The sequence below is a fragment of the Streptomyces sp. NPDC005374 genome (genome assembly GCF_042872225.1).
In the GTDB taxonomy this organism is placed as follows: Bacteria; Actinomycetota; Actinomycetes; order Streptomycetales; family Streptomycetaceae; genus Streptomyces.
In genome coordinates this window covers 118007-139844 of the sequence record NZ_JBIAKA010000018.1, presented here as the reverse complement: position 1 = coordinate 139844, position 21838 = coordinate 118007, and the positions used below count along the sequence as shown (strand labels likewise).

Here is a 21838-nt window from a genome sequence, read left to right as displayed (position 1 = left end):
CCACGCCCATAAGCGCCGAGTTACCGAAGTGGGCCGCCATGAGTGAGAACAGTGGTACCTCTGTGCTCGAGGACGGACAGAAAGGTGACCGGATTCGTGCGTCGGATCTGCGCCCTCTGCTCGCCGCCATGACCGCGGCCCGGGACGGTGACTTCACGAAGCTGCCGGAGACCGGTGACGGGATCGTGGCCGAACTGACGGCCGTCTTCAACCAGCTGGTGGACCGCAACCTGCACTTCACCGGCGAGGTGAACCGGGTGAAGCGGGAGCTGATCCGGCACGGCCGGCTCGACGAGCGGCTCTCCCCGAGCCCCGGGCAGGGCTCGTGGACCTCCCGGGTCAACGACGTGAACCAGCTGCTCGACGCTCTGGTGGCCCCGGCCGCCAACGCGACCCGGGTGCTGGACGCGGTGGCCGGCGGCGATCTGACCCAGCGGGTCGATCTGCACGACGGCAACCGGCAGTTGCGCGGTGATCTGCGGCGGCTGGGCCGGGCCGTGAACAAGATGGTCGACCAGCTCTCCCTGTTCACCGGTGAGGTGACCCGGGTGGCCCGCGAGGTCGGCACCGAGGGGAGGCTCGGCGGGCGGGCCAAGGTGACGGGTCTGTCGGGCAGTTGGCGGGATGTGACCGAGGCGGTCAACACCATGGCGTCCCGGCTGACCGCGCAGGTCCGTGACATCGCCCTGGTGACGACGGCGGTGGCCCGCGGTGACCTCACCCGCACGGTCACGGTCGAGGCGACCGGTGAACTGCTCGAACTGAAGCTCACCGTGAACACGATGGTCGACCAGCTCTCCGCTTTCGCCGACGAGGTCACCCGCGTGGCCCGCGAGGTGGGCACCGAGGGGCAGTTGGGCGGGCGGGCCCAGGTGCGGGGTGTCTCCGGGGTCTGGAAGGATCTCACCGACAACGTCAACTTCATGGCGTCGAACCTGACGTCGCAGGTCCGCAACATCGCCCAGGTGACGACGGCCGTGGCCAACGGCGATCTGTCGCAGAAGATCACGGTCGACGCGCAGGGCGAGATCCTGGAGCTCAAGTCCACCATCAACACGATGGTCGACCAGCTCTCGGCCTTCGCCGACGAGGTGACGAGGGTCGCCCGCGAGGTCGGCACCGAGGGCAACCTCGGGGGGCGGGCCCAAGTGCGCGGCGTGAGCGGGGTCTGGAAGGACCTCACCGACAACGTCAACTTCATGGCGGACAACCTGACTTCGCAGGTCCGCAACATCGCGCTGGTGTCGACGGCCGTGGCTCAGGGCGACCTCGGCAAGAAGATCACGGTGGAGGCGAAGGGCGAGATCCTGGAGCTGAAGTCGACCATCAACACCATGGTCGACCAGCTCTCCGCCTTCGCCGACGAGGTCACCCGCGTCGCCCGCGAGGTCGGCACCGAGGGCAACCTCGGCGGTCAGGCGCAGGTGCGGGGTGTCAGCGGGGTCTGGAAGGACCTGACGGACAACGTCAACTTCATGGCCCTGAACCTGACTTCACAGGTCCGGAACATCGCCCAGGTCACCACCGCCGTCGCCAACGGCGACCTCTCCAAGAAGATCACGGTCGACGCCCGCGGCGAGATCCTCGAACTGAAGGACACCGTCAACACGATGGTGGAGCAACTGCGGGCCTTCGCCGACGAGGTGACCCGGGTGGCCCGCGAGGTCGGCACCGACGGCCGGCTGGGCGGGCGGGCCCAGGTGCTGGGCGTCTCCGGGGTCTGGCGGGACCTGACGGACAACGTCAACTACATGGCGGACAACCTGACTTCGCAGGTGCGGAACATCGCCCAGGTGACGACGGCCGTGGCCAACGGCGACCTGTCCAAGAAGATCGACGTGGACGCGCGCGGCGAGATCCTGGAGCTGAAGACCGCCATCAACACCATGGTCGACACGCTCTCCTCCTTCTCCTCCGAGGTGACCCGGGTGGCCCGCGAGGTGGGTTCCGAGGGCCGACTCGGCGGCCAGGCACGGGTCGAGGGCGTGTACGGCACCTGGAAGCGGCTCACGACCAACGTGAACGAGCTGGCCTCCAACCTGACCACCCAGGTCCGGGCGATCGCCGAGGTGGCCTCCGCGGTGGCCCAGGGAGACATGTCCCGCGCCATCACCGTGGAGACCCAGGGCGAGGTCACCGAGCTCAAGGACAACATCAACCTGATGGTGGCCAACCTCCGCGAGACGACCCGGGCGAAGGACTGGCTGGAGTCGAACCTCGCCCGTCTCGCCGCGCTGATGCAGGGCCACCGGGATCTGATGGAGGTCGCCGACCTGATCCTGCGGGAGCTGACCCCGCTGGTCAACGCGCAGTACGGGGCGTTCTTCCTGGCCGACCCCGACGAGGACGGCACCTCTCTGCACACTGCCGTTCCCGCGAAGGGCCTCGCGTTCATCGCGGGTTACGGCTCGGCGCAGGGGGCGACCGTCGACACCGGCGGCATGCCGGTGCACGGTCTGGTCCGGCAGGCGGCCCGCGAGAAGAAGCGGATCCTGGTCGAGGAGGCCCCGCCGGACTACATCAAGATCAACAGCGGGCTCGGGGAGGCGGCCCCGGCCAGCGTCGTCATCATCCCGATCCTCTTCGAGGACAAGCTCCTCGGCGTGATCGAGCTGGCGTCCTTCTCCCGCTTCTCCGACGTCCACCTGGCCTTCTTCGACCAGTTCGTGAACACCATCGGTGTCGCCATCAACACCATCATCGCCAACTCCCGCACCGAGTCCCTGCTGGGCGAGTCCCAGCGCCTGGCCCGGCAGCTCCAGGAGCGCTCGGACGAACTCCAGGAGCAGCAGGCGGAGTTGCAGCGCTCCAACGCCGAACTGGAGGAGAAGGCGGCCCTTCTGGCCACGTCGTCCCAGTACAAGTCGGAGTTCCTGGCGAACATGTCGCACGAGTTGCGCACCCCGCTGAACTCCCTGCTGATCCTGGCCCGGCTGCTCTCCGACAACCAGGACGGCCATCTCTCCGACCAGGAGGTCCAGTTCGCGACCACGATCCACCGGTCGGGCTCCGACCTCCTGCAACTCATCAACGACATCCTGGACCTGTCGAAGATCGAGGCCGGCCGGATGGACGTACGGCCCAAGAAGCTGCCGCTCATCAAGCTGCTCGACTACGTCCACGCCACCTTCCGCCCGCTCACCCTGGACCGCGGGCTCGCCTTCGAGGTGGCGGTCGGCGAGGACGTGCCGCGCGAGATGTACTCGGACGAGCAGCGCCTCCAGCAGATCCTGCGCAACCTGCTCTCCAACGCGATCAAGTTCACCGCCACGGGCCGGGTCGAACTGCGGGTCAACCGCTTCCACGACCCCGAGCGCCGGTTCGTCCGCGACAGCGACGAGGTCATCGCGTTCGCGGTGTCCGACACCGGCATCGGTATCGCGCGGGAGAAACTCCCGGTGATCTTCGAGGCGTTCCAGCAGGCCGACGGCACCACCAACCGCAAGTACGGCGGCACCGGGCTCGGGCTGTCCATCAGCCGGGAGATCGCGGGGCTGCTGGGCGGCCGTATCGTCGCCGAGAGCGAACCCGGCACGGGCTCCACCTTCACGCTCTACGTCCCCGTCGTCAGTCCCGGCCACCCGGCGCCCGGCCCGACCACCGAGGACCGCCTCCTGCCGGCCCCCGAGGACCTGTCCACCGAGTCCTACCCGACCGCCCACGACGCCGAGGACTCGTGGCCCGCGCCCACCAGGCTGGAGGCGTGGAAGACGGGGCGGGCAGGTCAGGTGCTCTCCGGGCGGCGGGTACTGATCGTCGACGACGACATCCGCAACGTCTTCGCCCTCACCCATGTGCTGGGCCGGGTCGGCATGCCGGTCCTGTACGCGGAGAACGGCCGCGAGGGCATCGAGACCCTGGAGCGCAACCCGGACGTCGAACTCGTCCTGATGGACATCATGATGCCGGAGATGGACGGCTACGAGACCATCGCCGCCATCCGTCGCACCCCGCGCTGGACCGGTCTGCCCATCGTCGCGCTCACCGCGAAGGCGATGCCCGGAGACCGTGAGAAGTCGATCGCGCGCGGCGCCAACGACTACGTACCCAAGCCGGTGGACGTCGACCAGCTGCTGACCGTCGTCTGCGCTCTCCTGAACCCCGAGGGCACGCAGGCGGAGGAACCGGCCGAGGCCGAGGGAGCGGTGGTCCCGCCCACGGACGACTGAATGAGGCAGTCAGATGAGCGCTGAGGCAACGACCGACGGCAGTGCGGGCATCCTCCTGGTCGACGACATGGAGGACAACCTGATCGCGCTGGAGGCCGTCCTGGGGTCCCTCAACGAACCGCTGGTGCGCGCCCGTTCGGGCGAGGAGGCGATGAAGGCGCTGCTGCGGCGCCCGTTCGCCCTGGTCCTCCTGGACGTCCGCATGCCGGGCATGGACGGCTTCGAGACCGCGGCGAACATCAAACGCCTGGACCAGACGAAGGACGTCCCGATCATCTTCCTCACAGGCACGGAGGACGAACCCGGCTACGCCTTCCGCGGCTACGCGACCGGCGCGGCGGACTACGTGACCAAGCCGTTCGACCCGTGGGTGCTGCGCGCCAAGGTGAGCGTCTTCCTCGAACTGCACAGGAAGAACCAGCAGTTGGAGCGACTGCTGGCACGCCAACGGGCCGACTACGAGGAGGTGAACAAGCGCCTGACCGCGCTGGAGGACGAGCTGACAGAACCCCAGCGCGCCCAGGTGAGGGAACTCCGGCTCCTTGTGGAGAAGCGCTGAGGTGTCCCACCTAGGGGCGCGGGGAACTGCGCGACCAGCCACAACGCACCGGCAGCCGCGCCCGCTCCCCGGCCACCCGCCTACGCCTCGCGAGACCCCGCGTACATCTCGTCGATGAGCCCCTTGTACTCCCGCTCCACAACAGGCCGCTTCAGCTTGAGACTCGGCGTGATCTCACCGTGCTCGATGTCCAGGTCCCGCGGCAGCAGCCGGAACTTCTTGATGGTCTGCCAGCGCTGAAGCCCCTCGTTGAGCTGCTTCACATACCCGTCGACCATGGAGACGGTCACCGGCGCGGCGACGACCTCCGCGTACGACTTGCCCTCGAGCCCGTTCTCCTTGGCCCACTCCAGGATCGACACCTCGTCGAGCGCGATGAGCGCCGTGCAGAAGTTCCGGTCCGCCCCGTGCACCAGGATGTTGGAGACGTACGGGCACACCGCCTTGAACTGTCCCTCGACCTCGGCGGGCGCGATGTACTTGCCGCCGGATGTCTTGATGAGGTCCTTCTTGCGGTCGGTGATCCGCAGATACCCGTCGGGCGACAGCTCACCGATGTCCCCGGTGTGGAACCACCCGTCGGCCTCAAGGACCTCGGCCGTCTTCTCGGGCAGCCCGTGGTAGCCCTCCATGATGCCGGGCCCGCGCAGCAGGATCTCGCCGTCGTCGGCGATCCTGACCTCCGTGCCGGGCAGCGGCTTGCCGACCGTACCGGTGCGGTAGGCCTCACCGGGGTTCACGAAGGAGGCCGCGGAGGACTCCGTGAGGCCGTACCCCTCGAGGATGTGGATGCCGGCGCCGGCGAAGAAGTACCCGATCTCCGGCGCGAGGGCGGCGGACCCGGACACACACGCCCGCAGGTTCCCGCCGAACGCCTCCCGGATCTTCGAGAAGACCAGCGCGTCGGCCACCTTGTGCTTGGCGCTCAGCCCGAAGGACGCGCCCGCGGTGCCGGTGCGCCGGAAGTTGTCCTGGCTCTCCTTGGCGTAGGCACGGCCGACCTCGGCGGCCCACTGGAAGATCTTGTACTTGGCGCCGCCGCCGGCGCGGGCCTTCGCGGCGACCCCGTTGTAGACCTTCTCGAAGATGCGCGGCACGGCCGCCATGTACGTCGGCTGCACGATCGGCAGATTCTCGATGATCTTGTCGACACGGCCGTCGACGGCGGTGACGTGACCGACCTCGATCTGCCCGGAGGTGAGCACCTTGCCGAAGACATGCGCGAGCGGCAGCCACAGGTACTGCACGTCCTCGGCACTGACCAGCCCGGTCGCGGCGATCGCCTTCGCCATGTACGCCCAGTTGTCGTGCGGAAGGCGCACGCCCTTGGGGCGGCCGGTGGTGCCCGAGGTGTAGATGAGGGTGGCGAGCTGGTCCTTGGTGATGGCGCCGACCCGCTCCTCGATGAGGTCGGCGTCCTTCTCCAGGCGGGCCGCGCCACGGGCCTCGAGCTCGGCGAGGGTGAGGATCCAGTCGCTGGTCTCGACGCCGGCCGGGTCGATGACGACGACGTGGGTGAGGTGGGGCAGCTCGCCCTTCTTCTCGACCGCCTTGGCGACCTGGGCCGCGTCCTCGGCGATCAGCACCCGGCTCTCGGAGTCGGAGAGGATGAACGCCGACTCGTCGGCGTTGGTCTGCGGGTAGACCGTGGTGGTGGCGGCGCCGGCGCACATGATGCCGAGGTCCGCGAGGATCCACTCGAGCCGGGTCGAGGCGGCGAGGGCGACCCGCTGCTCGGGCTGTACCCCCAGCTCGATCAGTCCGGCCGCGATGGCGTGCACCCGCTCCGCGGCCTGCGCCCAGCTGAGCGACTTCCACTCGTCCGGGCCCTGGCCGGAGGCCGCCGGCACCGGGTACCGGTACGCCTCGGCGTCCGGTGTGGACGCGACACGCTCCAGGAAGAGGGTCGCCACACTCGGCGGGCGGTTCTCGATCAGTGTCTGTGTGTCGCTCACGACATCCTCCGGGGCCCGCGACAGTGCGGCCGGCTCAGGTTTGGCGGCTGTTGTTTAACTCGCGAGTAACTATCGAGCAGAGATCAGACTAAGGCGCGGTCGACCCCTGCGTAAGGGGCGGCGGCCTGTCACTTCCTACAGAGCGCGACGTTACGCACGCGTAGGGGCCCGCCGCACTTTCGCACGACGAACCCCTTTCCATCCGATTCGACGGTCAACCCGGTGTAACCGGCAGTTACTTCTTGCCCTTGCCCGACCCCGCGTTGTCATCGCTGGAGAGGACGGCGATGAACGCCTCCTGCGGAACCTCCACGGAACCCACCATCTTCATCCGCTTCTTGCCTTCCTTCTGCTTCTCGAGCAGCTTCCGCTTACGGGAGATGTCACCGCCGTAGCACTTGGCGAGGACGTCCTTGCGGATGGCGCGGATGGTCTCGCGGGCGATGACCCGGGAGCCGATGGCGGCCTGGATGGGCACCTCGAAGGCCTGCCGCGGGATGAGCTCGCGCAGCTTGGCGACGAGCCGCACGCCGTACGCGTAGGCCGCGTCCTTGTGCGTGACGGCCGAGAAGGCGTCCACCTTGTCGCCGTGCAGCAGGATGTCGACCTTGACCAGGCTGGAGGCCTGCTCGCCGGTGGGCTCGTAGTCCAGCGAGGCGTAGCCGCGCGTCTTGGACTTCAGCTGGTCGAAGAAGTCGAAGACGATCTCCGCGAGAGGGAGCGTGTAGCGGATCTCGACCCGGTCCTCGGACAGGTAGTCCATGCCGAGCAGGGTGCCGCGCCGGGTCTGGCACAGCTCCATGATCGACCCGATGAACTCGGAGGGCGCGAGGATCGTGGCGCGTACGACGGGCTCGTAGACCTCGTCGATCTTCCCCTCGGGGAACTCGCTCGGGTTGGTGACCGTGTGCTCGGAGCGGTCCTCCATGACGACGCGGTAGACGACGTTGGGCGCGGTGGCGATGAGGTCGAGCCCGAACTCGCGCTCCAGCCGCTCACGGATCACGTCGAGGTGCAGCAGGCCGAGGAAGCCGACGCGGAAGCCGAAGCCCAGGGCCGCGGAGGTCTCCGGCTCGTACACCAGCGCGGCGTCGTTGAGCTGGAGCTTGTCGAGGGCGTCGCGCAGCTCCGGGTAGTCCGAGCCGTCCAGGGGATACAGCCCCGAGAACACCATCGGCCTGGGGTCCTTGTAACCGCCGAGCGCCTCGGTCGCACCCTTGTGCAGGGTGGTGATGGTGTCACCGACCTTGGACTGGCGGACGTCCTTCACACCGGTGATCAGATAGCCGACCTCGCCGACGCCGAGGCCGTCGGCCGACTTCATCTCGGGGGCGGAGACGCCGATCTCCAGCAGTTCGTGGGTCGCGCCGGTGGACATCATCCGGATCCGCTCACGCTTGTTGAGCTGACCGTCGATGACACGCACATACGTCACGACACCGCGGTAGGAGTCGTAGACCGAGTCGAAGATCATGGCGCGCGCGGGGGCGTCCTGGACGCCGACCGGCGCGGGGACCTCGGCGACGACCCGGTCCAGCAGCGCCTCGACGCCCAGACCGGTCTTGGCGGAGACCTTGAGCACGTCGGCGGGGTCGCAGCCGATGAGGTTGGCGAGCTCCTCGGAGAACTTCTCCGGCTGGGCGGCCGGCAGGTCGATCTTGTTCAGTACGGGGATGATCTTGAGGTCGTTCTCCATCGCCAGGTAGAGGTTGGCGAGGGTCTGGGCCTCGATGCCCTGGGCGGCGTCGACGAGGAGAACGGTCCCCTCGCACGCGGCGAGCGACCGCGAGACCTCGTAGGTGAAGTCGACGTGCCCCGGGGTGTCGATCATGTTGAGGATGTGCGTGTTGCTCTTGTCGTGGGTCGGGGCCCACGGCAGACGCACCGCCTGCGACTTGATCGTGATTCCGCGCTCACGCTCGATGTCCATACGGTCGAGGTACTGAGCACGCATCTGCCGCTGGTCGACCACGCCGGTCAGCTGGAGCATCCGGTCGGCGAGCGTGGACTTGCCGTGGTCGATGTGCGCGATGATGCAGAAGTTGCGGATCTGAGCCGGGTCGGTACGGCTCGGCTCGGGCACGTGGCTGGGGATCGCGGGCACGCAGGGTCCTGATTCTTGAGGCGTCCGCAGTGTCTGCGGTCTCGGGTCGGATCGATACGTAGCCTCCATGGTCCCACGGGCGGGGACCGGCGACCGGTTTGGGCCACTCGCAGGCCCGCTGGTACTGTGGGTAGCTGTGTCTCCTGCCCTCTCAGCACGAGGCACGTCTTCGAGAAATCATCGGCACGGGACCCCTGCGGCCCCGTGCCTGAACCTGTAGAGGCTCATTCGTGGCGAACATCAAGTCCCAGATCAAGCGGATCAAGACCAACGAGAAGGCTCGGCTGCGCAACAAGGCCGTCAAGTCCTCCCTGAAGACCGCGATCCGCAAGGCCCGCGAGGCCGCTGCCGCGGGTGACACCGAGAAGGCCACGGAGCTGCAGCGCGCTGCCGCGCGTGCGCTCGACAAGGCCGTCTCCAAGGGTGTCATCCACAAGAACCAGGCCGCCAACAAGAAGTCGGCGCTTGCTTCCAAGGTCTCGTCCCTCTAAGGCCGACCTCTTCTGATCTGACCGGCCCCGTTCCACGGGGCCGAACCGCCGGAACGACCCAGAGCGGGCCCTCTCTCATCCGCTCCCGACCGGCACCAAGGAGCCACGCGCGGCCTGCGTTCGCCACGCGGGCGTGGTTCCGAACAGCTTGAACCGAAGGCCCCGGCGCCTCCCCCTTCCCCAGGGTGGAGCTGCCGGGGCCTTCGGCGTGAGTCCCAGGCTGTTCAGTGCACTCAGTGGGCTCAGTACGCTCAGTCCGCCCAGAACTCGTCGCTCTTGCCGATGTCCTCCACACACTCGTCGAGGTCGGTGACCTTGTCCCCGACGATCCGGAACACGATGCATCCCGTGTCGTCCAGGCGCCGGCCCTTCCTCTCGGCCGTGACCCGGCACATCCCGACGGCGTGCCCCCGACCGTCGACGGCGATCCCGAGCATCTCCAGCCGCATCGACCCGCCGGTCTCCGCGCCGAGCCTCTGGTACATGTCGATGATCGCGTCCTGCCCCTTGAAGTCCCCCGAGAGCGGGTGACTACCGGGCACGTGATGCGTGGCGTCCTTCGCGATCAGTCCTCGCAGGGTGTCCAGGTCCCCACGCGTGAACGCCTCGAAGCCCTTACGAACGAGCACTGCATGCGGATGCTCAGCCATGACGACCGCCACCTCTCCGTTGTCCGGCGATGTTCGGCTGACACGTCCGATTCTCCTCCCGGGCGGCGGAGGGGACATCTTGGGCGGGGCTTGGGAGGGGCCCCAAGGGGCGCGGGGAACTGCGCGCTCAGCCGCAACGCATGTCGCAGACGCGCCACGGCAGCACCTGGCACCCCCGATGGCGCGACGGCTCCCTCAATCAGGCGCACGCGGACGCAGCCGGGCGAAGCTCACCCCCGCCCCCGAGACCGCGCCGCCCTGGCGATCGCGACGACCGCCTTCTCCAGGGCGTACTCAGGGTCGTCGCCCCCGCCCTTCACCCCGGCATCCGCCTCAGCCACGGCGCGCAGCGCAGCCGAGACCCCGTCCGGAGTCCACCCCCGCATCTGCTGCCGCACCCGGTCGATCTTCCACGGCGGCATCCCCAGCTCCCGCGCGAGATCAGCCGGCCGCCCGCCCCGAGCCGACGACAACTTCCCGATCGCCCGCACCCCTTGCGCCAGCGCACTGGTGATCATGACCGGCGCGACCCCCGTCGCCAACGACCACCGCAACGCCTCCAACGCCTCCGCGGCCCGTCCCTCCACGGCCCGGTCGGCGACGGTGAAGCTGGAAGCCTCGGCCCGCCCCGTGTAGTACCGCCCGACGACGGCCTCGTCGATGGTCCCCTCGACATCGGCTACCAACTGCGACACGGCGGACGCCAACTCCCGCAGGTCGCTCCCGATCGCGTCGACGAGCGCCTGACACGCCTCGGGTGTGGCCGAACGTCCGGTCCCCCGGAACTCCTGCCGTACGAAGGCCAGCCGGTCCGCCGGCTTGGTCATCTTCGGGCAGGCGACCTCCCGGGCCCCCGCCTTCCGGGCGGCGTCGAGCAGCCCCTTGCCCTTCACTCCTCCCGCGTGCAGCAGAACGAGGGTGATCTCCTCGGCGGGCGACCCGAGATACGCCTTCACGTCCTTGATCGTGTCGGCCGAAAGGTCCTGCGCGTTACGCACGACGACGACCTTGCGCTCCGCGAACAGCGACGGGCTGGTCAACTCGGCAAGCGTCCCCGGCTGCAACTGCTCCGAAGCCAGATCGCGCACATCCGTATCAGCGTCGGCGGCCCGCGCAGCGGCGACCACCTCCTGCACCACCCGGTCGAGCAGAAGCTCCTCCTGGCCCACAGCAAGGGTCACAGAAGCGAGAGGTTCGTCATTCGCAGTCTTCTTGGCCATCGCGACAAGCATCCCACGGGCCACTGACAACACCGCGGCCGTCGGACCGGCGGCGGTCGGGTGCCCACGCGGCCCGGCGCAGGCCTACGACTCTCCGCCGCCCGTCCCACTCCCCACCGCAGCCGTCGGACCGGCGCCCCGGCGCCCACCGCCGTCGGACCGGCGGCGGTCGGGTGCCCACGCGGCCCGGCGCAGGCCTACGGCTCTCCGCCGCCCGTCCCACTCCCCACCGCAGCCGTCGGACCGGCGCCCACCTGACCGACACAGGCCTACGGCTCTTCCCGCCACCCGTCCCACTCCCCCACGAACTCGTTCAACTCCCCGGGATCCAGCCGCCCCGCCTCGTCCCGCAGCACCACGAGCCACTGCGCGTCCTCCGCATCGTCCTCCCCCGCCAGGGCGTCCCGGACGACCCGCGGTTCCTCAGTCACCCCGAACCGCTCCCCGAGCGCCTCGACGACCTCCTCCGCGGCATCCCGGTCGGGCAGCACCAGCACATGTCTCACGTCGCTCACGGCACCATTTTCCCAGGTCGGTGAAAGTGGCCCAGCCACTCCCTGGCCCGTCCACTCCCTGGCCCGTCCACTCCCTCCGCCTCGTTCCCGAGCCCGGGGTACACCGCGCCGACCGCACGCTCATGCCCCCTGTGTCCGCCCACCGGCCGCCCCTTCGCGCACGGACCGCTCACTCCGGAACTCCGACCTCGAAATCCGCGGCACGTCCAGGCCACCTCCGACCGACGGCGGTCGTCCCGCATCCCCCCAGCGTGTCCATGGACCCGACGTCGATCACCACACACGTCGCCGCCAGGGACTCGTCCACCGCACGAGGTGCGTTCCACTTCCCCGCCGTCACGCACGGCCCGCATCAGCCGCTCCGGTCGGCGTTCCGCACACTCGGCACACGGCCGAGCCTGATACCGAACCTCTCCCGGTACACCTCCAGCACCTCCTCGTCCGTCTCCAACTCCCGTTCCTCCCGCGCCCCGTCGGCCGCCGTCACCTTGAGGACGCGACCGCTGAGCGTGATCCTCCCTCCGTCCTCCGTCACCCTCGAACACACCAGTGACTGTGTGAAGTGCGAGGCCGGCGAGGTGCTGTGCCACCAGGCTCCGGCCACGAAGTCACCGAGCACCCGAGGCCGCATCTCCAGCCGGTACTGGCTCCTGCCGCCGACGACGACATCCACATCCGCGATATCACCCCCTCCCTTCTTCACCGCGCCGCCCTCACTCCGCACCGCTGCCGCATCCGGCCCCGCATCGAGGATCCGGAAGGTGCCCCCGGGGTCCTCCTGCTCGTCCCGCACCCCGAACGCCAGCGGGTAGTGGCTGTGCGCCCCGAACCCGACGTCGGCCAGCCACTCGCCCCCGTCCACCGTCCGCACCCGTAGCGCGAGATGGTCGTACGGGATCCCGAGCCGCCCCTCGTCCCCGTACACCCGGCCCGCGAGCAACGAGACGTCGAAGCCGATCGCGGCCAGCAAGCCCCCGAACGCCCCGTTCAGTTCGTAGCAGAACCCTCCCCTCCCGGCGCCCACCACCTTGTCCACCAGCCGCTTCTCCTCCAGCACGATCTCCTCACCGAGGTGGACCGACAGGTTCTCGAAGGGCACGGTCTGCAGATGGCGCAGATGCAGCTCGCGCAGGACCTCCGCGGTGGGCCGCGCCGGGTGCCGGACTCCCAGGCGGCGGAGATATGCGTCTACCTGTGTGGGGTTCATGCCTTCAGTCTCGCGCCACCCACAGCTCCCCACCGCCCGCGCGCCCGCCTCCGCCGCCGCCCGTCCCGGCGACCGCCAGCGCGCCGTCCCGGTCCGTCCGCAGTACCACCGCGCCTCCGGCCCGCAGCGCGGCGACCGTACCGGGAGCCGGGTGTCCGTACGAGTTGTCGGCACCCACGGAGATGAGCGCCAGCCGCGGGGCGACCCGGCGTATCAGCTCCGGGTCCTGGTAGGCCGAACCATGGTGAGCGACCTTGAGCACATCGACCCCGGCCAGCCGCGCGCCCGCCGGTGATCTCAACAGCTCCTGCTGGGCAGGGGGTTCGAGGTCCCCGAGCAGCAGGAAGCGCAGCCCGGCCGAGTGGACGAGCATCGTGACACTGGCGTCGTTCGGCCCGTCCGCCGCCACCTCCTGGCCCCCCGGCGGCCACAGCACCTCCCAGGCCAACGCCCCTGTACGCCGTTCCTCCCCGGCCACGGCACGCGTCACCGGAATACGCCGGGCCGCCGCCTCCCGCCGTACGAACGCGGCCTGGTCCACCGGTTCCTCGAACCCCGTCGTCTCGATCGCCCCCACCGATCGCCCCCGCAGCACCCCGGGCAGTCCGGCCACATGGTCGGCGTGAAAGTGGGTCAGCACCACGAGCGGCACCTTGGTGATGCCGAGCGTGCGCAGACAGTCGTCGACGAGCCCGGGATCAGGGCCGGCGTCCACGACCACACCCGTGCCCTCGCCCGCCGCCAGCACTGTCGCGTCGCCCTGGCCCACGTCGCACATCGCAAGCCGCCACCCCGGTGGGGGCCAGCCTGTGACCACCCGGGTCAGCGGTGGCGGCTGCACGACCGCCAGCACGAACAGCACCGCGCAGACCGCACACCACCAGGGGTGCCTCAGCAACCGTCGCCCGATGAGCAGCACGAGCACCGTGACCAGGACGAGCAGCCCAGCACCCGTCCAACTGCCGGACCAGTCCACTCCCCCACCGGGCAGCGACGCCCCGGTGCGGGCGACATCCGCGATCCATCCGGCAGGCCAACTCGCGCACCAGGCAAGCACCTTGGCCACCGGGAGCGCGAAGGGTGCCGTCGCCAGGGCCGCGAAGCCCAGCACCGTGGCCGGTGCGACCGCGAACTCCACGAGCAGATTGCACGGCACCGCCACCAGGCTCACCCGCGCCGACAGCACGGCGACCACCGGCGCGCACAGGGCCTGCGCGGCAGCCGCCGCGGCCAACGCCTCCGCCAGCCGCGGCGGCACCCGGCGACGGCGCAACGCCAGGCTCCAGCGCGGCGCGAGTGTGAGCAGGGCGCCGGTGGCCAGGACGGAGAGCAGGAAACCGTAACTGCGGGCCAGCCACGGGTCGTACAGCACCAGCAGCAGTACGGCCGTCGCCAGCGCCGGGATGAGTGATCTGCGGCGCCCGGTCGCGAGGGCGAGCAAGGCGACGGCCCCGCAGGCCGCGGCCCGAAGCACACTCGGATCCGGTCGGCACACGACGACGAATGCCAGCGTGAGCCCTCCGCCGAGCAGTGCGGTCATCCGCAGCGACACCCCCAGGCGGGGCGCCAGTCCCCGTCGCTCGGCGAGTTGGGCGAGTCCGGGCGGTCCGATGAGCAGGGCGAGCAGAATGGTGAGGTTGCTCCCGGAGACGGCCAGGGTGTGCGCGAGGTCGGTCTCCTTGAATGCCTCGTCCAGTTCCGGCGTGATCCGCGAGGTGTCCCCCACGACCAGCCCCGGCAACAACGCCCGGGCATCTCCCGGCAATCCGTCGGTGGCCTCCCGCAGCCCCGCCCGCAACCGCCCCGCGAACCGCTGCGTCCTCGACGCCTCTCCCACGACTTCGGGTCCCGCTCTGTCCCGCACCCGCAGCACGGCCGCAACGCGATCGCCCTCGACCAACGGCGGCGCGACGCGCGCGGTGACCCTCACCCGCGTGGACGGCAACAGCGCGAGCCAGGGCGAGCGCGGCGGATCGGCCGCGGTGGACGGCGAACCTGACGTCATCTCTCCGACGCCAGAGCGGTCACGGCCCACCGCCTCCCGGCCCGAGCCCGCACCCGCACCCGCACCCGCACCCGCACCCGCACCCGCGTCGACGATCAAGAGCACCGGCGCGCGCGTCGTCTCCGCTCTCCCGTCCACGGTCTCCACCCGCCGGACGTCGGCTCCGATGACCACGGCGGTCGGCGCCGCGTGGTCGCCCGTGACGCGGGGCCTGGTGAGCCGGGGGTCGGCGGTCACCTCGATCTCGGCCGTCACAGTGGCGTACTGCCGGGCCAGCGCGGGCACCGGCCCCCGCCGCAGATCGGCACCGTGCAGCCCGGCGGACACGGCGGACGCCGCGACGCAGAGCAGCACAGCGGCGACCGGGATCCGAGCAGTCCCACCGAGCCCCCGCATCCGTCGCCATCGAGCGCGGCCTCGCCCTCGCCCCGACAACAGCACGCAGGCGACAACGAGACACGCACCCGCCAACCCCGCGCCCCACCCCGACGGGAGGTCCAGGGCGACCGCAGCCGTCACCCAGGCCGCCAACGCCGCCGGTACGAGCCGCAGATCCGTGGGCCCTTCCTGCCTGGGGTGAGCATCCCCGAGCCGTTTCCCGGAACCGGCGTGCACCGCTGACCGCGCACGCCCGTCGGCACCGGGCTCCCTCGGTCCGTCGCCCTCATCCCCTCGCGGCACCTCCGCGCCGTACCTCATGGCTGCACGAGATTCCGCAGGTCGGCGAAGCGACGGTCGCCGATGCCATTCACTTCGCGCAGTTCGTCGACCGAGCGGAAACCGCCGTGCCGGGTGCGGTAGTCCAGGATGTGCTGGGCCAGCACGGGGCCGACCCCGGGCAGGGTGTCGAGCTGGTCCACCGTGGCTGTGTTCAAGGAGACAGGGGCCGCCGCCGCACCGACCGGGCCGCCGCCGGGCGCGGGGCCACTGCCGGCCACGGGTGCGGCAGCCGGGCCGCCGACGACGACCTGCTCGCCGTCCACGAGGAACCGCGCGCGGTTGAGAGCGTCGGTGTTCGTGCCCGGCCGGACCCCACCGGCCGCCTTCAACGCGTCGGCAACCCTGGACCCGGTCGGCAGCCGGTGCACTCCGGGCTCCCGGACTTTGCCGCTGACGTCCACGACGATCACGGCCCCGGCCGACCCCGCCGTGTTCGAGATCCCGCCCGCGGCCGTCGGCCCGGCCTCCCCGCGCTGTCCGTTCCCCCTGGCTCCGTCGGCGCCGCCCTCCCCGAACGGAGCCCCCGCACGCACCACTTCGGGCGCCTGGACGTCCTGCGTCCGACCGGTCCAGAAGTGCTGCACAGCGAACACGGCGGCCACGACCAGCAGCACCGAGAGCGCGACCACGTTGCGCCGCTCCAGCCCGCACCGCGCCTGCAACCACACCGGCATCCGCTCCCGCAGAGCGAACCCGGCCCGTTCCCGCCAAGCCCCGCCGGAGTCGGCGTCCCGCCAGTCGAGGCCCCCGGGGACGTCCTCCCGCCGGGCCGCCCTCCCCGAACCGGCATCACGCCAGGCTTCCTCCGACTCCGACTCCGAAGAACCGGTCCAAGCGTCCTGTCCAGAGTTTTCGGCTTCTCTCCGAGTCGCCTCCTTCACAGATCCGTCGGCTTCCCGCCGGTTCTCCACAGCAGAGTCGGTCCCCCGCCAGTCCCTCTCGGCGGCCCCCGCCGCCCACCGTGCCCTCGCCATGGCACCGGTCCCGTCCACAACCGAGGAGAGATCGGTGGCGGCGGAGGTCTCCCGTGCGGCCCTCGCCCCGCCGTCGTCCATGCCCCGCCCGCCCTCACCCGGAGGCGGACCCTTCCCCGCGCGTTCGGCGAAGAGCACCTCCGCGCGCCGTTGGAGTTCGTCCGCCGAGGCGGCATGCCTCTGCCGGGCCCTGTTTCGGACGGCGGGCGGACGGCGGTGCCGTGAGCGCCCGTCGGATTGGGGGCCGCGTCCCGGCCCGCTGGTCGCTGTATGTGAGCGTGATCGAAGTGCCATGCGCCGAGGATCGACCACATTCGCGCTCTCACGATGATCATGGTCAATTCCCGGGGATTACCCACCGGTTGTGGAAAACCCCGCCACCCGCACGAGTGACTCACCCACGTCGCGGGGCCTCACGTCCGTCACCGGGGCGAGACCACGACACCCAGCAGCCCGGGCCCCGTGTGCGCCCCGATCACCGCCCCGACCTCGCTCACATGCAGGTCGGCGAGTCCCGTCACCCGCGCCCTCAGACGGTCGGCGAGGGCCGCCGCACGGTCTGGTGCCGCCAGATGGTGCACCGCGATGTCGACCGGCGCGCTGCCGGCGCGGTCGGCCGCGATCTCCTCCAGGCGGGCGATGGCCCTCGACGCCGTCCGCACCTTTTCCAGGGGCTCGATCCGGCCGCCGTCAAGCTTCAGCAAGGGTTTCACGGCGAGCGCGGAACCGAGGAGTGCCTGCGCGGCCCCGATCCGGCCGCCGCGGCGCAGATAGTCGAGGGTGTCGACGTAGAAGTAGGCGGAGGTGCCCGCGGCCCGTTTCTCCGCGGCGGTGACCGCCTCGTCGGCCGTGCCGCCCGACTCAGCGGCCTCGGCGGCGGCGAGCGCGCAGAAACCGAGGGCCATCGCGATCATGCCGGTGTCGACCACGCGCACCGGCACCGGAGCCTCGCGCGCCGCCATGACCGCCGCGTCGTAGGTGCCGGAGAGTTCGGCGGACAGGTGCAGCGACACGATGCCCGTGGCGCCGGACTCAGCGACCTTGCGGTAGTGCTCCGCGAAGAGCTGGGGGCTGGGTCGCGAGGTGGTGACGGAGCGCCGCTTCTGGAGCGCCTGGGCCAGTGAGCGGGCCGTGATCTCGGTGCCCTCTTGCAGCGCGCGGTCACCGAGGACCACGGTCAGGGGTACCGCTGTGATGCCGTGCCGCTCCATCGTCCCCTGCGGCAGGTAGGCCGTTGAATCCGTGACGATCGCGACATGGCGGGACATGAGCTGGAGGTTACCTGCCGTAGCGCCCGGGCGGCAGCCCGGCCCCTGTCGCCCGGGACTGCCGCGTCCGGATCAAGTGGTGCTCTCGGGACGGGGTTTCTTCTGCCAGGGGTAGGCCGGGCGCGGGCCCGGCGGCGTGATCGCGGACCGTGTCGGTTCCTCGGCGCCGCGGGAGCGGGGCGTCTCGGTCCAGGTCTGCTGTTCGGTGCTGCCGTCGGTGACGGGAGCCTCGGGCCACGGGGGCGGTGTCGCGGCGGGCTCGGTCTTCGTCCAGTGCCGCAGGGCGCCGGACTCGACGTCGATCTGCGCGCTCAGCGTGTCCAGGTCGTCGTCGGCGAACCGGCGGGCCCGGTCGCGTGCCGCCCAGCGCAGGGAGTCCGCCGACTCGGTGATCCGCTCCGTGCGCTCCCGCAGACCGGGCAGGCGTCCGGCGAGGGTCGCACGGTCGGGCTCGGACTCCAGTCGCTTGAGTTCGCCGTCCAGTTCATGGCCGTGGGCGCTGAGCCGTTGGAAGAGGCCGAGGGACTCCTTGAGGGACTCGTCCTCGGCCACGCCGGCGTGCAGCGCGTCCTGAGTGGCGCGCATCGAGGTGCGCAGCTTCAGCCGCAGCTGGGCCAGTTCGCCCGCCGGGCCGAGCTGGGCGAAGGACTTGGCGCGCAGGGTGTGGTCCTCGACCGTGCGCCGGGCCTGGGTGATGGTGCGGTCCACACCGCGCTTGGCCGCGCCGACCACCTTCACCGTCGCGTACACGCCGAGCGCCACGAAGAGCACGAAGAGCAGGGCCACGATTGCGATCGCTGCTTCCACGAAACTCCTCCTCCGCCCGACACGGCACTCGCCGCTCTTCAAAGGTAAACGCGACGGGCAGGCCCGGAGTTCCGGAAGAACCCCGAACCTGCCCGCACGCGACCCTTAGGGGGCTTTACGCCGGAACGATGTTCACCAGCTTCGGCGCCCGCACGATCACCTTGCGGATGCCCGCCCCGTCCAGCGCCGCGACGACCTTCTCGTCTGCCAGCGCGACCTTCTCCAGCTCCTCGTCGGAGATGGCCGGGGAGACCTCCAGGCGGGCCTTGACCTTGCCCTTGACCTGGACCACGCAGGTCACGGTCTCGTCGACGACGTACGCCGGGTCGGCGACCGGGAAGTCCTGGTGGACGACCGAGTCGGTGTGGCCCAGCTTGCGCCACAGTTCCTCGGCGATGTGCGGGGCCAGCGGCGCGATCAGCAGGACCAGCGACTCGGCGACCGGACGCGCGACCGGGCCGCCGGCCTTGGTCAGGTAGTTGTTCAGCTCGGTGACCTTGGCGATGGCGGTGTTGAAGCGCAGGCCCTCCAGGTCCTGGCGCACCCCGTCGATCGCCTTGTGCAGGGCGCGCAGCGTGGCCTCGTCGGGCTCGGCGTCGATGACGGTCACCTCGCCGGTGGCTTCGTCGACGACGTTGCGCCACAGCCTCTGCAGCAGGCGGTACTGGCCCACCACTGCGCGCGTGTCCCACGGCCGCGAGACGTCCAGCGGGCCCATCGCCATCTCGTACAGGCGCAGGGTGTCGGCGCCGTACTCCTCGCAGATCGCCTCGGGGGTGACGGCGTTCTTCAGGGACTTGCCCATTTTGCCCAGCTCGCGCTTGACCGGCTCGCCCGCGTGGAAGAACTGCCCGTCGCGCTCCTCGATCTCGGCGGCCGGCACGGGGAAGCCCCGGCTGTCGCGGTAGACGAATGCCTGGATCATGCCCTGGTTGTACAGCTTGTGGAACGGCTCGGGCGACGAGATGTGCCCCAGGTCGAACAGCACCTTGGACCAGAAGCGCGCGTACAGCAGGTGCAGCACGGCGTGCTCGGCGCCGCCGACGTACAGGTCGACGCCGCCGTGCGGCTGCCCCGCGCGCGGTCCCATCCAGTACTGCTCGATCTCGGGGTCGACCAGCTGCTCGCTGTTGTGCGGGTCCAGGTAGCGCAGCTCGTACCAGCAGGAACCGGCCCAGTTGGGCATGGTGTTGGTCTCGCGGCGGTACGGACGGGGACCGCGTCCGTCGCCCAGGTCCAGGGTGACGTTCACCCAGTCCTGGTTGCGGGACAGCGGGGTCTCCGGGGACGTGTCCGCGTCGTCCGGGTCGAAGGTGCGCGGCGAGTAGTCCTCGACCTCGGGCAGCTCCAGCGGCAGCATCGACTCGGGCAGGGAGTGGGCGACGCCGTCCTCGTCGTAGACGATCGGGAAGGGCTCGCCCCAGTAGCGCTGGCGGCTGAACAGCCAGTCGCGCAGGCGGAAGTTGACGGTGCCCTCGCCGATGCCCTTGCGGGCCAGCCACTCGGTGATGTGCGCCTTGGCGTCGGCGACTCCCAGGCCGTCCAGGGAGATGTCCTCGCCGTGCGAGTTCACGATCTTCGCGTCGTACGAGGCGAAGGCGTCGTCCCACGTCGAGGCGTCCGTGCCCCGGTCGTCGCTCGGCTCGACCACGCAGCGGACCGGCAGCTCGAAGGCGCGCGCGAAGGCGAAGTCACGCGTGTCGTGGGCGGGTACGGCCATGATCGCGCCGGTGCCATAGCCCATCAGCACGTAGTCGGCGATGAAGACGGGGATCTGCTCGCCGTTGACCGGGTTGGTCGCGAACGCGCCGGTGAAGACACCGGTCTTGTCCTTGGCCTCGGCCTGGCGCTCGACGTCCGACTTGGAGGCGGCCTGCGCGCGGTAGGCGGCGACGGCCTCGACCGGGGTGGCGTGACCGCCGGTCCACACGTCGTGCGTGCCCTCGGGCCAGGCGGCCGGGGTGAACTTGTCGACCAGCGGGTGCTCGGGGGCCAGCACCATGTACGTCGCGCCGAACAGGGTGTCCTGGCGCGTGGTGAAGACCGTGATCGCCTCGCCGTCGACGGGGAAGTCGACGCGGGCGCCCTCGGAGCGGCCGATCCAGTTGCGCTGCTGCAGCTTGATGGCCTCGGGCCAGTCCAGCTCGTTCAGGTCGTCCAGCAGACGGTCGGCGTACGCGGTGATCCGCATGTTCCACTGGCGCAGCTTGGCCTTGAAGACGGGGAAGTTGCCGCGTTCGCTGCGGCCGTCGGCGGTGACCTCCTCGTTGGCCAGCACGGTGCCCAGGCCGGGGCACCAGTTGACCGGCGCGTCGGAGGCGTACGCCAGGCGGAACCCGCTCAGGACGTCGGCCCGCTCGACGGCGCTCAGTTCCTGCCACGCGCGCGTGTGGCCCGGTACGGCACGCTCACCGGACTCGAACCGGGCGACCAGCTCGGAGATCGGGCGGGCCTTGTTCGCCTCGTCGTCGTACCAGGAGTTGAAGATCTGCAGGAAGATCCACTGGGTCCACTTGTAGTACTCCGGGTCGATCGTGGCGAACGACCGGCGCTTGTCGTGGCCCAGGCCCAGCCGGCGCAGCTGGGACTTCATGTTGTTGATCGCGGCCTCGGTGGTGATCCGCGGGTGCTCGCCGGTCTGCACGGCGTGCTGCTCGGCGGGCAGGCCGAAGGCGTCGAAGCCCAGGGTGTGCAGGACGTTGTGGCCCGTCATCCGCTGGAAGCGGGCGTAGACGTCGGTGGCGATGTAGCCCAGCGGGTGGCCGACGTGCAGGCCCGAACCCGAGGGGTAGGGGAACATGTCCATGATGTACTTCTTGGGCTTGGCGACCAGGGTGGGGTCGCCCGCCAGGTCGCCCTTGGGGTTCGGTGCCGCGTAGGTGCCGTCGGCGTCCCAGACGTCCTGCCAGCGTGCCTCGATCTCGACCGCCACGGCGGCCGTGTAGCGGTGCGGCGCGGCCACCTCGGCGGGGGCGGCGGGGTTCGTCTCGCTCATGGTCCTCAAAGCTCCATCGATCGTCTCTGCCAGCGGCTGTGTCGTCCGGAAACGAAAAATCCCCTCGCACAGGAGGGGACGCCGCGCCGATTCCGACCACGTCTTCACCGGTGGTCGGGACTGATCAGCGCGGCTCACTAAGCAGAAGGCGTACGGCACGCATGGCGTCAGAGTACCGCAGCCATTGAGCAAGCCGCGA

14 protein-coding genes are annotated in these 21838 nt (G+C 70.2%); 3 read left to right on the top strand and 11 right to left on the bottom strand.

Annotated features, from left to right (window positions below; genetic code table 11):
- The first annotated feature begins 38 nt into the window (after positions 1–38).
- Together ACFYRX_RS36675 and ACFYRX_RS36670 are read left to right on the top strand one after the other, a co-directional pair.
- Complete coding sequence (locus ACFYRX_RS36675) at positions 39–4169, top strand: HAMP domain-containing protein (RefSeq protein ID WP_389109588.1); 4131 nt, start codon at positions 39–41, stop codon at positions 4167–4169.
- Positions 4170–4182: 13 nt separating this feature from the next.
- Positions 4183–4728, top strand: a complete 546-nt coding sequence (locus ACFYRX_RS36670) for a two-component system response regulator (protein WP_389109585.1) — start codon at positions 4183–4185, stop codon at positions 4726–4728.
- A gap of 80 nt (positions 4729–4808) precedes the next feature.
- On the opposite strand, the gene ACFYRX_RS36665 is transcribed toward ACFYRX_RS36670, so the two are convergent.
- The gene (locus tag ACFYRX_RS36665) at positions 4809–6683 is read right to left on the bottom strand and encodes an AMP-dependent synthetase/ligase (RefSeq protein WP_389109583.1); all 1875 of its coding nucleotides are present in this window, start codon (positions 6681–6683) and stop codon (positions 4809–4811) included.
- A gap of 235 nt (positions 6684–6918) precedes the next feature.
- Positions 6919–8787 (bottom strand): translation elongation factor 4, encoded by a 1869-nt coding sequence (gene lepA, locus ACFYRX_RS36660; RefSeq protein ID WP_389109580.1) that lies wholly within the window; start codon positions 8785–8787, stop codon positions 6919–6921.
- A 230-nt stretch (positions 8788–9017) separates the two neighbouring features.
- Between lepA and rpsT the strand changes: the two genes are divergently transcribed.
- On the top strand, positions 9018–9278 hold the full coding sequence (rpsT, locus tag ACFYRX_RS36655) for a 30S ribosomal protein S20 (protein ID WP_067314365.1): 261 nt from the start codon (positions 9018–9020) through the stop codon (positions 9276–9278).
- Between the two features lie 251 nt (positions 9279–9529).
- Here rpsT and ACFYRX_RS36650 read toward each other — a convergent pair whose 3' ends face one another.
- From ACFYRX_RS36650 to leuS, 9 genes are all read right to left on the bottom strand, one after another.
- Entirely contained in the window at positions 9530–9928 is a 399-nt protein-coding gene (locus ACFYRX_RS36650) for a nuclear transport factor 2 family protein (protein ID WP_389109576.1), read from the bottom strand.
- Positions 9929–10158: 230 nt separating this feature from the next.
- A complete protein-coding gene (holA, locus tag ACFYRX_RS36645; protein ID WP_389109573.1) occupies positions 10159–11148 on the bottom strand; it encodes a DNA polymerase III subunit delta in 990 nt (329 codons plus the stop codon).
- Positions 11149–11417: 269 nt separating this feature from the next.
- Positions 11418–11663 carry a hypothetical protein gene (locus ACFYRX_RS36640; protein ID WP_389109570.1) on the bottom strand — a complete coding sequence of 82 codons (246 nt, stop codon included), beginning with the start codon at positions 11661–11663 and terminating at the stop codon, positions 11418–11420.
- Positions 11664–12015: 352 nt separating this feature from the next.
- Complete coding sequence (locus tag ACFYRX_RS36635) at positions 12016–12870, bottom strand: arylamine N-acetyltransferase (RefSeq protein WP_389109567.1); 855 nt, start codon at positions 12868–12870, stop codon at positions 12016–12018.
- Positions 12871–12874: 4 nt separating this feature from the next.
- Positions 12875–15490: a ComEC/Rec2 family competence protein gene (locus ACFYRX_RS36630; protein ID WP_389109859.1), complete on the bottom strand. Its 2616-nt coding sequence runs from the start codon at positions 15488–15490 to the stop codon at positions 12875–12877.
- A gap of 80 nt (positions 15491–15570) precedes the next feature.
- Complete coding sequence (locus ACFYRX_RS36625) at positions 15571–16269, bottom strand: helix-hairpin-helix domain-containing protein (RefSeq protein ID WP_389109565.1); 699 nt, start codon at positions 16267–16269, stop codon at positions 15571–15573.
- 722 nt (positions 16270–16991) lie between these two features.
- A complete protein-coding gene (locus ACFYRX_RS36620) occupies positions 16992–17837 on the bottom strand; it encodes a DegV family protein (protein ID WP_389109562.1) in 846 nt (281 codons plus the stop codon).
- A gap of 72 nt (positions 17838–17909) precedes the next feature.
- Complete coding sequence (locus ACFYRX_RS36615) at positions 17910–18644, bottom strand: hypothetical protein (protein WP_389109559.1); 735 nt, start codon at positions 18642–18644, stop codon at positions 17910–17912.
- 115 nt (positions 18645–18759) lie between these two features.
- Positions 18760–21639, bottom strand: a complete 2880-nt coding sequence (gene leuS / locus ACFYRX_RS36610; RefSeq protein WP_389109556.1) for a leucine--tRNA ligase — start codon at positions 21637–21639, stop codon at positions 18760–18762.
- Positions 21640–21838: the final 199 nt, after the last annotated feature.

Bases quoted from the DNA above. Each gene is read 5' to 3' on its own strand.
- ACFYRX_RS36675 (WP_389109588.1), top strand. From the start codon at position 39: ATGAGTGAGAACAGTGGTACCTCTGTGCTCGAGGACGGACAGAAAGGT.
- ACFYRX_RS36670 (WP_389109585.1), top strand. From the start codon at position 4,183: ATGAGCGCTGAGGCAACGACCGACGGCAGTGCGGGCATCCTCCTGGTC.
- ACFYRX_RS36650 (WP_389109576.1), bottom strand. From the start codon at position 9,928: ATGGCTGAGCATCCGCATGCAGTGCTCGTTCGTAAGGGCTTCGAGGCG.
- holA (WP_389109573.1), bottom strand. From the start codon at position 11,148: ATGGCCAAGAAGACTGCGAATGACGAACCTCTCGCTTCTGTGACCCTT.
- ACFYRX_RS36635 (WP_389109567.1), bottom strand. From the start codon at position 12,870: ATGAACCCCACACAGGTAGACGCATATCTCCGCCGCCTGGGAGTCCGG.
- ACFYRX_RS36625 (WP_389109565.1), bottom strand. From the start codon at position 16,269: ATGCCGGTGTGGTTGCAGGCGCGGTGCGGGCTGGAGCGGCGCAACGTG.
- ACFYRX_RS36620 (WP_389109562.1), bottom strand. From the start codon at position 17,837: ATGTCCCGCCATGTCGCGATCGTCACGGATTCAACGGCCTACCTGCCG.
- leuS (WP_389109556.1), bottom strand. From the start codon at position 21,639: ATGAGCGAGACGAACCCCGCCGCCCCCGCCGAGGTGGCCGCGCCGCAC.